This is a genomic window from Fontibacter flavus, assembly GCF_042432905.1.
GTDB lineage: Bacteria > Bacteroidota > Bacteroidia > Cytophagales > Cyclobacteriaceae > Fontibacter > Fontibacter flavus.
This window is the reverse complement of the sequence record NZ_JBHLWI010000006.1, coordinates 22,780-35,757: the sequence shown is the minus strand read 5'-3', so window position 1 is coordinate 35,757 and position 12,978 is coordinate 22,780. Positions and strand designations below refer to the sequence as shown.

Here is a 12,978-nt window from a genome sequence, read left to right as displayed (position 1 = left end):
ACAAAAAGAAGGAAATGATGAGAAATTCAATATTATTTGTTTTGCTATTGATGGTCATGCTGGCCTGCAGCAAACCAACTGCTGAAAAAGGCACCAATGCTTATTATATTCAAAAAGCCGACTCTGTATTGGCATTGATGACCCTTGAGGAGAAGATTGGTCAGCTTAATCTTCCTGCAGCCGGAGATATCACTACCGGTCAGGCATCAAATTCCAACATTGCAGAAAAGATCAGGGAAGGTAAGGTCGGAGGACTTTTCAATCTTAAATCAGCTGAAAAGATCAGAGATGTTCAGCGTATTGCTGTGGAGGAAAGCAGGTTGAAAATACCTTTGATTTTTGGAATGGATGTTATACATGGTTATGAAACCATCTTTCCGATTCCTTTGGGGATTGCAAGTAGTTGGGATATGGAGCTAATCCAGAAATCTGCCAGGATAGCAGCTATAGAAGCCAGTGCAGATGGGATTTCCTGGACTTTTTCACCTATGACAGATGTCTCCAGAGATCCAAGATGGGGTAGGGTATCTGAAGGAAATGGGGAAGACCCATTTCTTGGTGCCGCTATAGCCAAAGCTATGATTACCGGATATCAGGGAGATGACCTGAGTTTGGATAATACCATTATGGCCTGTGTCAAGCACTTTGCTTTGTATGGAGCTCCAGAAGCCGGCAGAGATTATCATACTGTGGATATGAGCCGTCAGCGGATGTTCAATGAGTATTTTTTGCCTTATAAAGCTGCCGTTGAAGCAGGAGTAGGAACTGTGATGACCTCATTCAATGACATAGACGGTATTCCTGCCTCTGCAAACCAATGGTTGATGACAGAAGTTTTGAGAAACCAATGGGGCTTTGATGGATTTGTTGTAACTGATTATACAGCTATCAATGAGATGATAGACCACGGTTTGGGAGATTTGCAGCAGGTATCTGCATTAGCTTTAAAAGCCGGTGTAGATATGGATATGGTTGGCGAGGGTTTCCTTACTACTTTGGAGAAATCATTGGAAGAAGGTAAAATTACCCAAAAGCAAATCGATGATGCAGCAAGGAGAATATTGGTAGCTAAATTTAAACTGGGGTTATTTGAGGACCCATATAGGTATGCAAATGTAGAAAAATCCAAGCAAGTAGTTTTTTCACAGGAACATAGAAACATTGCCAGGGAAATAGCTGCCCAATCTTTTGTGTTATTGAAAAACGATGGAAATGTTCTTCCTCTTCAGAAAAAAGGAACAATTGCACTTGTTGGTCCTATGGCGGACAACAGGGAAAATATGACCGGTACCTGGAGTGTGGCTGCTAATTTTGAAAAATCTGTTTCCCTAAAAGATGGACTTGAAAAGGCTTTGGGAGAAAAGGCCAGAATTATACATGCCAGGGGGGCTAATGTGGTAGAAGATCCAGAGTTAGAGTCCAGAGTCAGTATTTTTGGTAAACCAACCTATAGGGATGAAAGGCCTGAAGCGGTGATGATTCAGGAAGCTGTAGCGGCCGCCAGAAATGCAGATGTGATTATTGCTGCTATGGGAGAAGCTGCTGAAATGAGCGGTGAAGCATCGAGTAGGACTGATATTGAATTACCGGCTAACCAAAGAAGGTTGTTACAGGCATTGAAAGCGACAGGGAAACCGATAGTACTGGTGCTCTTTACGGGTAGACCACTTGCCATCAAATGGGAGGCTGAAAACATCCCCAGTATTTTGAATGTTTGGTTTGCAGGTTCCGAGGCTGGTGATGCCATTTCAGATGTCCTTTTTGGAGATGTCAACCCATCGGGTAAGCTTCCGGCCACATTTCCTCAAAATGTCGGTCAGGTACCCATATACTACAATCAAAAAAATACAGGGAGACCTTTACCTGAAGGCGAATGGTTTCAGAAGTTCAGGTCCAATTACCTTGATGTATCCAATGATCCACTATATCCTTTTGGTTTTGGTCTAAGCTATACAGAATTCAATTACAGTAACTTGCAGATAAGCTCTAATTCCTTAAAAGGTGATCAATCATTAATAATTTCAATTGAAATCAGTAATGATGGGAAATATGATGGAGCAGAGGTAGTGCAGTTATATATCAGGGATTTGGTAGCTTCGATCACAAGACCGGTAAAAGAATTAAAAGCTTTTGAAAAGTTATTCCTTAAATCCGGTGAAAAGAAAAAAGTGGAGTTTGAGCTAAAGCAAAAAGATCTTATGTTTTATGATCAGGATGCAAAATTTGTCTGGGAGCCAGGTGAATTTGAAATCATGGTTGGTGGTAATTCCAGAGACCTGATCAAAACCAAAATCGATTGGAATTAAACCAGACACATTATCTCTCATACCTAAAATAAAACCCAATAGCTTGAAGCTGATCATTCAGCTTCAAGCTATTGGGTTTATTTTTTTATTTTATTGGGTCCACGGTCTTGATCTTGCCGTCATTTTCATGGATCAGCTCAGTCATTTTGATGTTTCTTAATGGTGTTTTTCCTGATATTTCTGTGTCATGGTAAAATAAGTACCATTTGCCCTCAAACTGGACAATAGAATGATGATTAGTCCATCCCTCTACAGGATTTAGGAGATTTCCCTGATAGGTGAATGGCCCATAAGGATTGTCTCCTGTAGCATAAGCAATAAAATGGGTGTCACCAGTAGAGTAGGAGAGGTAATATGTTCCATTATGCTGATGTACCCAAGCTGCTTCAAAAAACCTTTTATTGTTATCACCGGCTTTAATGGGATTCCCATCTTGATCAAGGATGATGACCTCTTTGGGCCTTTCTGCCAACTCTACCATGTTATCCTGTAGTTTGGCAATATAAGGCATCAAAGCGGTTTCTTCAGCTGACGGTAGGCCATCTGTTGGGCCTTTTCTTCCTTCTACAAGCTCTTGGTCTTCAAACCATTGGAGCTGTCCTCCCCATATGCCGCCAAAATATAGGTAATGGCTTCCATCCCCATCTTCAAATACAGCTGGATCCATACTGAAAGTTCCTTGGATATAATTCGGCTCGGCTTTGAAAGGTCCTGCAGGATTATCCGAAACTGCCACTCCTATGCGGAAAATATCATTTTTGTCTTTCGCAGGAAAGTATAAATAATATTTCCCATCTTTCTGTGCTGCGTCAGGAGCCCAAAGCTGTCGGCTGGCCCAAGGGATATCTTCTAATTTCAATACAGGACCATGATCAATAACTTCAGAACCCGGTTTTTCCATGGAAAACACATGGTAATCCCTCATGTCAAAATGTGAACCCATGTCATCTTGAGTTACTGCTGTTTCAACATCATGGGATGGATAGATGTAAATTTTTCCTTCAAAAACATGTGCTGAGGGATCCGCAGTAAACATATGCGACACTAATGGAGGGTGTGCAAATTTGCTGACTTCTTCAGTTTGTTCAGTTTGTTCTTTCTCTTTAGGACTACAGTTGAATAGCCCCAGCATCACACAAAATGCTAGTGGTTTGGAGTAATGTTTCATTGTTTTGTTAATAGGTTTGTTTAAAAATAGGACACTTTATCAAATAAATCTATTCATTATTTTTCATTTCAGGTATATTTCAGAATAAATCCCAATCCTATGAGACCATCAATTGTCCAAATTTCCATAATTCTGATTAGCGTATTTGTGTTTTTATCCTGCAATCGTCCGGAGAAAGAGCAGTCAGACCAAAGGCCTAACATCATCTTTATCATGTCTGATGACCATGCCTATCAGGCCATTTCTGCTTATGATTACAGATTAATTCAGACTCCGAATATTGACAGGATTGCGAACATGGGTATGTTGTTTACCAATGCCAGTGTAACCAACTCTATCTGTGCTCCATCGAGAGCAACGATATTGACCGGAAAGCATTCTCATATAAATGGTAAAATCGATAATCACTTTGCCTTCGATACGGCCAATATCACTTTTCCACAAATATTGCAGCATGAAGGATATCAGACAGCCATGTTTGGCAAGCTGCATTTTGGCAACAACCCAAAAGGATTTGATCAGTTCAAAATCCTTCCTGGTCAAGGGAAGTATTATAATCCTGATTTTATCACCAAAAATGAAGGGAACATTCAGGTAGAAGGATATGTCACGGATATTATCACAGATATGACATTGGATTGGCTTCAAAATGAGAGAAAAGCAGATCAGCCATTCTTGTTGATGTACCTTCATAAGGCACCACATAGGGAGTGGTTGCCTGCAGAAAGACATTTGGAAGAATATACCAACAAGACATTCCCAGAGCCCAAAACATTATTTGACGATTACTCAGGTAGGGGCACAGCTGCCCGAGAAGCAGAAATGAACCTGCTTAAGCATATGAACTGGGCAGGTGACTCCAAGGTTTACCCGGAATTATTGGATGAATTGGGTATCCAAGATGCTTCAGGTTGGGATAAATCGGCTTTTGAGGGAGAAGTTGGAAGGCTAAATCCTGCGCAAAGATCCAATTGGGATAAATATTATACTCCGATTATGGAGCGTTTCAAGAAGGAATTTCCAAAAATGACTGATGAGGAAAAAATGAAATGGCGGTACCAGCGCTATATGCAGGATTACTTAGGTACTATTGCCTCTGTGGATGAAAATGTGGGAAGGGTTTTGGATTATTTGGAAAGCAACGGATTGATGGAAAATACCATCATAGTCTATACATCTGATCAGGGCTTTTATTTGGGAGAGCATGGATGGTTTGACAAGCGTTTTATTTACAACGAATCTTTCAAAACGCCATTGATGATTTCATGGCCAAAAAATATAAAAGCAGGAAGCAGATCGGATGAAATGGTTCAAAATTTAGATTTTGCCCAGACATTTCTGGAGGCTGCCGGAATAAAAGCACCTGAAGATATGCAGGGAGAAAGTATGATGCCCTTATTGACCGGAAATATCGCAAAATGGGATAGGGATGCCGTCTATTACCATTATTACGAATATCCTGCAGTACACATGGTCAAGCGGCATTATGCGATTGTGACAAAGGACTATAAACTAGTCCACTACTATTTCGATGTGGATGAATGGGAATTGATTGATAGGAATAACGATCCCTACGAAATGAGGAATGTATATGGTGATCCAAAGTATGCAGGAATACAAAAAGAATTACATGATCGCTTGGAAGCACTTAGGTTGAAATACGGTGATTCTAAGGAACTCAGCCAGCATTATATCAATACTTATTTGGATGATATAGAAGCCAAGGGAGTTTGGGGTGCTAATCAGGAAAAAGTGAAAGAAATTTTAAAAAACAGGAAAAAAGATTGATGCCAGAACCGCTCTTTTTTATTAAATATAATACCATGATTGAAAACCAGAAACATCTATTTCAACTCCCAGAGGATATCCATTACCTGAATGGGGCATATATGTCTCCATTGCTGCGTTCTGTAGAAGAAATTGGCATTCAGTCGCTTACCCAAAAGAGGAATCCAACCAGCATTCAGCCCAAGGACTTTTTTGAAACTGGGGAGAAAGTCAAAGCAAATTTCGGAAAACTGGTGAACTGTCCTGCCCAACAGGTAGCCATCATTCCTGCCGCATCTTATGGTCTGACCACTGCTGTCAATAATTTACCTTTGGATAATGGCAATACCGCAATTGTTGTCTCTGATGAGTTCCCAAGTGGTTATTATGCCATAGAAAAATGGTGTCGGGATCATGACAAACAATTAAAAACCATTCCCGCACCGGAATTCAAGCAAGGAAGAGGGGAAATCTGGAACCAAAGAATATTGGAAGCCATCAATCAGGATACTGCAGTAGTGCTCATGTCCACCATCCATTGGGCAGATGGAACCCAATTTGATCTGAAGGCCATTGGTCAAAAATGTAAAGAGAATGATGCCTTTTTTATTCTTGATGGTACCCAGTCGGTAGGAGCGCTTCCAATAGATGTTCAGGAATGTCAAGTAGATGCTTTGATTTGTGCAGGTTACAAGTGGCTGATGGGGCCTTATGCCATCGGAGCAGCCTATTTTTCTGAATATTTCAATAATGGGGTACCCTTGGAAGAAACCTGGGTCAACAGGAGCAATGCCCAGCAATTTTCTAATCTCACTCAATATGTGGACGATTATGCCCCAGGAGCAGGAAGATACAATGTAGGTGAATACGGAAATTTCATTTTACTGCCCATGTTCAATGCCGCATTGGAACAATTGTTGGAATGGGGAGTGGCCAATCTCCAAGCTTATTGCGAAGTATTGTCTCAACCAATGATCCAATTTTTCAGGAAAAATGGATTCTGGTTGGAAGAGGATGCCTATAGGTCCAAACACCTATTTGGAGTAGGCCTACCGGAAGGAATGGATAGCAATGAAATCATTCAAAGATTGCAGGAAAACAAGATATTTGTTTCTATAAGGGGGAAAGCCATCCGCCTATCTTTGCATTTATACAATACTGAGGAGGATGTACAGGCTTTAATTCATGTACTGGATGGGGTTTTGGCTGAAAAATCCTAAACTAATTCCCGTTATGGGAACCAAAAGGGAGAATATCACTGCCGACAATTCTTGGGCCTCTGACCATGAGCATATTTTAGCCAAATCCCTTTTCAGTGCTGGCATCTCCTGGCTTGCGGTTTATTTGACGGAAGATCATATCGCTTTGGATATTTTGGCATCAAGGGTTGATGTGGACCCGGAGAGATTAGGTTGTGCAGGACTTTCTGGTGGAGGATTAAAAACAGTCATGTTGGGAGGATTGGATGAAAGAATTGAATGTGCCATCAGTGTTGGTTTTTTGACCACCTGGATTAACTTTTTATTGAAATAATTCCATACCCAAGCTTGAATGTCCTATATTCCAATGCTCTCCAAAGAGTTGGATTTCCCTGAAATTATGGCCTTGAGGGCAACCAAACCAAACATGGTGCTCAATAATTTGGAAGATGGCTCAGATTACATTGGAGGAAGTGAAAAAATCAGACCAGATGTTGGCTGTAATTTTTAATAAGACAGGAGTTTTAGATAAGTACCGTTTTACTTTCCATCTCGGACCGCATAATTTTGATTTGGCGATGCAAGCGGAAGGTTTTGATTGGTTTTACCGTTGGTTGAAAAATTAAGAAATGATGGAATTGAGTAATTTTTTTCTTAGTGATAAGAAGTCAGAAATGTTTTTTAGAAGAATTTTCCGTTTATCCCTATAATCGAGAAGCTTTTCAAAACCGATTTTTAAATTGATTCAAATTTTGTAGCTTTTTGGTTCTATTCACAATCTTCCCCATTATGAAAAAACACCTTTCTTTCTTGGCGTTAGCGGTTCTTTTTTTTCAATTATCCGCTATATCCCAAACTATTGATCAGAACTACATCCAAAAAATCAAAGAGTTTACCACCGATGACAGGTTTTTGCCACAGTCCCTCATGGATGTGGTGGACCATCCTACTATTCCCTCACCTTTAAAACATTTTGGTCATATTACCGGAGCAGAAGGTGTTATCCATAGGTCAAATGAGATTTTTGGGTATTATCAAAAACTGGCCGAAACGTCACCTATGGTGGAAGTTCAGCAAATGGGTACTTCAGAAGAAGGCAGACCCTTTTACATTGTCATCATAGGCAATGAAGAATCGATGCAAAGATTGGATCATTATAAAGGTCAACTTGCATTGTTGGCTGATCCACGAAAAACTACTCCTGAACAAGCCCAAAAGATTGTTTTGGACAGCAAGCCTGTGTATTATGTTTCAGGTGGTATGCATGCCACTGAAATGGGTTCTCCAGAGATGCTGATGGAACTGTCTTATCGTTTGGTTACCTCTACTTCACCTGAAATTCAAAAAATCAGGAACAATGTAATTACAGTCATCAATCCAGTCATGGAACCAGATGGTTGGGATAAGCAAGTGGACTGGTACTACAGGTATACAAAAGGAAGAGAAAAATTTGACGATGGCTTTCCGCGGTCTGCTCCATATTGGGGTCAATATGTGTTCCATGATAACAATAGAGATGGTCTTCAGATCTCTCAGGCGATCACCAAATCTATTTTCAAAGGCTTCTTTGAGTTTCATCCTACTGTGATGTTGGACCTTCATGAGTCTGTTCCCTTGTTGTACATTTCCACAGGTACAGGCCCTTACAATGATTATGTTGATCCCATTACTCAAAGCGAATGGCAGGTGATGGGCAACCATGACGTGGCTGCCGTAGCTTCCCAAGGGATGCCAGGTGCATTTACGTGGGCGTTTTATGATGGTTGGTGGCCAGGATATGGCATTTGGGTTGCCAATAATCACAATTCCAATGGAAGGTTTTATGAAACTTACGGCAATGCCGGAGCAGATACCTATTTGAGGGATCTTTCAACATCACGCTATGCCGGTGATTTGGCTACTTCCAAAGAGTGGTACCGACCTGACCCTGCTACGCCTCAGGTAAACTGGTCATACAGGAATAACATCAATTATACCATGGTAGGCGTTATTGCATCCTTGTCTTATGCAGCAAATAATTCCGAGCTTTTATTGAGCAATTTTTACAAAAAAGGATTGAACAGTGTTGAAAAGGGCAGAAAAGAAGGACCAAAAGCTTACACCATTGCCAAAGATCAGCGTGATCCAGCCATGGCAGCATATCTGGCCAGCCAGTTGATTGCCCAAGGTATAGAAGTACATGAAAATGATACTCACTATGTAGCTCTGACGGAACAGCCTTATCGTAACTTATTAGTGTCATTGATGACACCGACAGCTTATCCAAAAGATGCAAAATTTCCTCCATATGATGCTATCGCTTGGACATTGCCTAATTTGTATGGTGTGGCAGTTGAATCACATGAAAGTCTAGATTTGAATACTTCTTCTTTGAAGAAAGTAGACACTACTGTCAAATATGAAGGGAAAGTGGCAGGGCAAGGAAATACCTATGTTTTGGCTTACAAGGCTCAAAACAATGTGCTTCCTGCTTTATATGCCTTAAAATCCCAAAACAAAAATGCTGAGATGACCATCCTCCCGAAAGAAACAATTTTTGAAGGAGATACACTGAGTGCCGGGTCAATCCTGATCAAGAAAATCAACCAAAATCAAGCAGCTAAAATTGCATCGGATTTTGGATTGGACCTAAAAGCTGGTGGTGATGGGATTGTTGCTTCAGCTCAGAAAAATATCCAATTACCAAGAGTGGCGATATATCATACCTGGTACAATACCCAAGATGAGGGATGGTCAAGGTTCACTTTCGAGGAGAGGGGGATTCCATATACTTCAATAGACAAGGACGTTCTTAAGACAGGTAATCTTAGATCAAAATTTGATGTAATCCTATTGCCTAGGGTAAGGGGAAATGCCAAAAACTTCATCAATGGAGTGGATAAAAAATTTGGGCCAATGCCTTATACCAAAACACCTGAGTTTCCTTCCCATGGATTTCCGGCCTATACCCTTGATATGACAGGTGGTCCAGGATTTTTGGGAATGGAAAATCTGAGAAAATTCGTAGAAGAAGGAGGACTTTTGATCACATTGGATAATACTAGTAATATCATTGCTGAAGCAGGTATTGCTTCTGAATTGAGTCCGGTAAGTGCAGGAAGTTTATTCCATCCCGGCTCCATTGTGATGGCTAAAGTCAGAAAATCAGATTCACCCATTCTTAATGGTTTCCCTGAAAGTTTCAATATCTTCCGTGGAAATGGACCTTTGCTGCAAACAGACAAATACAACCGTGACATGATGCTGGTGCAATATGGCTTTCAGCCTTTAAAAGATGAAGTTCCATATGAAGGGCCAATTATGGGCATGAGAGATAGAAACGAGGCAGCCAAAGCAGACAAGAAAGATGAGAAGAGCCCATCATATGTAGTTTCTGGAATGGTACGGAATGAGCAGGAAATCGTAGGTCATGGTGCTGTATTCAATGTGCCTGTAGGAAAAGGGAATATTCTAGCATTTACTTTTGATCCATTGCATAGGTATCTTAACCATCATGATGCTCCTATGGTTTGGAATGCCTTAATCAATTGGGATAAATTGAGATAAATCAAAAGCTATAAAATATAAGAAACCAGGATGACTTTAAGTTGTCCTGGTTTTTTTATTGGTTCAAATAGCCCTTGCGTTTCTTTTTTCAATCATGTTAAATAATGAATGTTTTTTTTATTCGTATTTGATTTTGCAGAAGGTATTGGAATAGTTATATTCAGAATAATTCAGCAATAAGTGATATGAATCGTCGGCAATTCACAAAAAAGCTCAGCCTAATTACCTCCATATCTTCAACTATGCCATTTTTACTCTACGGGAAAACAGCAATGCCTGAGAAGGCAAAATTAAAATTTGCAATTGCTTCAGATGGACATTATGGTCAGCCGAATACAGATTATCAGCAAAGTCATCATATGCTGATTTCTGCATTACAAAAAGAGAACGATTTGGACTTTGTGGTTTTCAATGGAGACCTGATTCATGATGATCCCAAATGGATGCCAAAAGTGAAAAGCACTTATGACCAGCTTAATGTGCCTTATTTCCCAGTTAGGGGAAACCATGATCAAGTGGATAAAAATATGTGGGAGGAAATCTGGGGAGTTCCTACAGATTACGCTTTTATATTTCAAGATAAATATGGATTGATTTTAGCAGATAGTTCCAATGAAAAAGGAGATTATCTTTGTTCTGATGTGGTTTTTTTAAAAGAGAAACTAGAGATGTTCAAGGATCTTCCCTATGTTTTTGTATTTATCCATATTTCCCAAAATGACTGGACAAGACATGGCGTGGCGTGTGAGGAATTATTGAAGCTTTTTGGAGAGTATGCAAATATTCGAGCCATATTTCATGGACATGACCATGATGTGAACGGGATTATGTGGAACAGAAAGAAGCCTTACCTTTGGTCCGGGCATTTTGGAGGGAGCTGGGGTTCTTTATATCCTGGTTATCGGATTTGTGAAATAGGAGAAGACGGCAAGGTAGTCACTTATCTAAAATCCATGAAAGAAGGGTATATTCTGAACGGCCATACTGTGTAATCATCTTTGCAAAAATCCCATTCTTACATAAATTCGCATATTTCCAGCATTGAGTAAAATGAAAAATATACTTCGAAAAATTCGTCTAATGGTCTTGCTACTGATCTTATTTGCTTGTCAAAAAGAGACAGTACAAAATGAGATTAACTTACCTAAGATTTTTGCCAACAACATGGTTTTCCAAAGAAACCAACCTATCCGTGTTTGGGGTGATGGCAGTCCCGGGAATTCTGTAGTGGCTAAATTCAATGGTGAAGAAAAAACTGTAAAAATTGGTGATGACGGATTTTGGCTTGTAGAGTTTGATCCTCTGCCTGCTTCAGGTCCTTATGTTTTGGAAGTCAATGAACATATGTTTTATGATGTTCAGGTAGGAGATGTCTGGTTGGCAGGTGGACAATCCAACATGGAGTGGGTGATGAGTGCACAGGTAGAAGGGCTTCAGGAAGAAATTATTGACTCTGATTATTCTTTGATCCGTTTTTTCAAAATACCGCATGATTATAATGCAAAAGAAACTTTTGATGTTAGGGGAGGAGAATGGAAAAAAGCTAATGCTGATAATATTTTGAATTTTTCTGCAGTTGCTTGGTTTTTTGCTAAACAAAATCATCTAGAAAAAGGGGTTGCAGTTGGCATCATTGAAAGCAATTGGGGTGGGACACCTGCTGAAGGTTGGATACAAGCAGAAAAATTATTGGGAATAGATGCCTATAGTGAAAAAGCCAGGGATGTGTTGGAAAGAAAAGAGTATTGGATTCAGGAAGTTGTTGATAATAAATTAAGGGAGCTTCAAAGAAATGATATTGTCACTGCCCCTCAGAATGGCGAAATCCAAGGTGTGGTGAATTCCAATTATGATGATAGTGAATGGGAGACTGTAAGTCTGCCTGACGATAATCCATTCGAAGATATAGCCTGGTTCAGAAAGAAGTTCACAGTAAATGATACTGAAGGTTATATGATTCATTTGGGCGATATACAACAAATGGCGTATGTCTATCTCAATGGTGGAAGGTTGTTTGTCAAAGATTGGGGGCATAGTGTCAGAGAATTCCCTATTCCTCCTAGTATGCTCCAAGAAGGAGAGAATACTTTGGCCGTCAGGATTGTCAACACTTGGAACAATTCTCCTGTATTAGGAAAGAAAGGGGAATTTTACCTCAGATCGGGCAATAAAAAAAATTCCCTTGAAGGGGACTGGAAGTACAACAATAGGATTGAGGAAGCATTACCAAAAGTGGAGTGGTACAATTGGTTGCCGGGTATGATGTACAATGCGATGATTGCTCCAGTCGTAAAATACCCCATCAACGGTGTGATTTGGTATCAGGGCGAAAGCAATACAGATGCTCATGAAGAGTATAGGGAACTTTTTGGCACCTTGATCAAAAGTTGGAGAGAAAGTTGGGGCATAGGGGATTTCCCATTCCTATATGTGCAATTGGCCAATTTCATGGAAAGGAAAGATATTCAGCCTGAATCAAATTGGGCCTCTCTCCGAGAAGCACAGACAAAAACATTGGAATTGCCCAACACAGGTATGGCAGTGACCATTGATATTGGAAATGCTAATGATATTCACCCAAGAAATAAAAAGGATGTCGGATTAAGGCTTTGGAAAGCAGCACAGAAAGTTGCCTATGGTGATGATGTGGTATATTCAGGTCCTGCTTTGAAGGAATATCAAGTCAATAATGCTAAGGTTTTGTTGAGTTTTGAACATGTGGGTGATGGATTAAAACTTTCCAATGGAAATGAAGTCAAAGGATTTATCATAAAAGCACAGGATGGCGATTTTAAAAATGCCAATGCTCGGATTATTGGGCAGAACCAAATTGAGGTTAGCCATCCTCAAGTCCAAAATCCCCAAGAAATCAGATATGCATGGGCAGACAATCCTGAAGTAAATCTTTATAATTCAGAAAACTTGCCGGCTGTTCCATTTCGGATTTCAATCAAATAAATTAATCAGAGGTTTTTTAGTTAATGATCTTAAA

The 12,978-nt window shown here is 40.0% G+C and carries 9 protein-coding genes; 8 read left to right on the top strand and 1 reads right to left on the bottom strand.

The features are described from left to right. Window positions 1-17 precede the first annotated feature (17 nt). Window positions 18-2,306: a beta-glucosidase BglX gene (gene bglX, locus ACFFIP_RS02945; RefSeq protein ID WP_382386158.1), complete on the top strand. Its 2,289-nt coding sequence runs from the start codon at window positions 18-20 to the stop codon at window positions 2,304-2,306. A gap of 85 nt (window positions 2,307-2,391) precedes the next feature. Here the strand turns inward: bglX and ACFFIP_RS02940 are convergent, their stop codons facing one another. Further along, window positions 2,392-3,474: a glycoside hydrolase family 43 protein gene (locus ACFFIP_RS02940; RefSeq protein WP_382386070.1), complete on the bottom strand. Its 1,083-nt coding sequence runs from the start codon at window positions 3,472-3,474 to the stop codon at window positions 2,392-2,394. Window positions 3,475-3,573: 99 nt separating this feature from the next. Between ACFFIP_RS02940 and ACFFIP_RS02935 the strand changes: the two genes are divergently transcribed. From ACFFIP_RS02935 to ACFFIP_RS02905, 7 genes are all read left to right on the top strand, one after another. Then, complete coding sequence (locus ACFFIP_RS02935) at window positions 3,574-5,262, top strand: sulfatase family protein (protein WP_382386069.1); 1,689 nt, start codon at window positions 3,574-3,576, stop codon at window positions 5,260-5,262. 35 nt (window positions 5,263-5,297) lie between these two features. Next, on the top strand, window positions 5,298-6,461 hold the full coding sequence (locus tag ACFFIP_RS02930) for an aminotransferase class V-fold PLP-dependent enzyme (RefSeq protein WP_382386068.1): 1,164 nt from the start codon (window positions 5,298-5,300) through the stop codon (window positions 6,459-6,461). A 13-nt stretch (window positions 6,462-6,474) separates the two neighbouring features. Further along, window positions 6,475-6,774 (top strand): hypothetical protein, encoded by a 300-nt coding sequence (locus ACFFIP_RS02925; protein WP_382386067.1) that lies wholly within the window; start codon window positions 6,475-6,477, stop codon window positions 6,772-6,774. Window positions 6,775-6,792: 18 nt separating this feature from the next. Then, the gene (locus tag ACFFIP_RS02920; RefSeq protein WP_382386066.1) at window positions 6,793-6,951 is read left to right on the top strand and encodes a hypothetical protein; all 159 of its coding nucleotides are present in this window, start codon (window positions 6,793-6,795) and stop codon (window positions 6,949-6,951) included. Between the two features lie 278 nt (window positions 6,952-7,229). After that, complete coding sequence (locus ACFFIP_RS02915; RefSeq protein ID WP_382386065.1) at window positions 7,230-9,986, top strand: M14 family zinc carboxypeptidase; 2,757 nt, start codon at window positions 7,230-7,232, stop codon at window positions 9,984-9,986. Between the two features lie 242 nt (window positions 9,987-10,228). Then, entirely contained in the window at window positions 10,229-10,978 is a 750-nt protein-coding gene (locus tag ACFFIP_RS02910; RefSeq protein WP_382386064.1) for a metallophosphoesterase family protein, read from the top strand. A 58-nt stretch (window positions 10,979-11,036) separates the two neighbouring features. After that, window positions 11,037-12,944 (top strand): sialate O-acetylesterase, encoded by a 1,908-nt coding sequence (locus ACFFIP_RS02905; protein ID WP_382386063.1) that lies wholly within the window; start codon window positions 11,037-11,039, stop codon window positions 12,942-12,944. The last annotated feature ends 34 nt before the right edge of the window (window positions 12,945-12,978 follow it).

Bases quoted from the DNA above. Each gene is read 5' to 3' on its own strand.
- ACFFIP_RS02925 (WP_382386067.1), top strand. From the start codon at position 6,475: ATGGGAACCAAAAGGGAGAATATCACTGCCGACAATTCTTGGGCCTCT.
- ACFFIP_RS02930 (WP_382386068.1), top strand. From the start codon at position 5,298: ATGATTGAAAACCAGAAACATCTATTTCAACTCCCAGAGGATATCCAT.
- ACFFIP_RS02910 (WP_382386064.1), top strand. From the start codon at position 10,229: ATGCCATTTTTACTCTACGGGAAAACAGCAATGCCTGAGAAGGCAAAA.
- ACFFIP_RS02920 (WP_382386066.1), top strand. From the start codon at position 6,793: ATGTCCTATATTCCAATGCTCTCCAAAGAGTTGGATTTCCCTGAAATT.
- ACFFIP_RS02935 (WP_382386069.1), top strand. From the start codon at position 3,574: ATGAGACCATCAATTGTCCAAATTTCCATAATTCTGATTAGCGTATTT.
- ACFFIP_RS02940 (WP_382386070.1), bottom strand. From the start codon at position 3,474: ATGAAACATTACTCCAAACCACTAGCATTTTGTGTGATGCTGGGGCTA.
- ACFFIP_RS02905 (WP_382386063.1), top strand. From the start codon at position 11,037: ATGAAAAATATACTTCGAAAAATTCGTCTAATGGTCTTGCTACTGATC.
- bglX (WP_382386158.1), top strand. From the start codon at position 18: ATGAGAAATTCAATATTATTTGTTTTGCTATTGATGGTCATGCTGGCC.
- ACFFIP_RS02915 (WP_382386065.1), top strand. From the start codon at position 7,230: ATGAAAAAACACCTTTCTTTCTTGGCGTTAGCGGTTCTTTTTTTTCAA.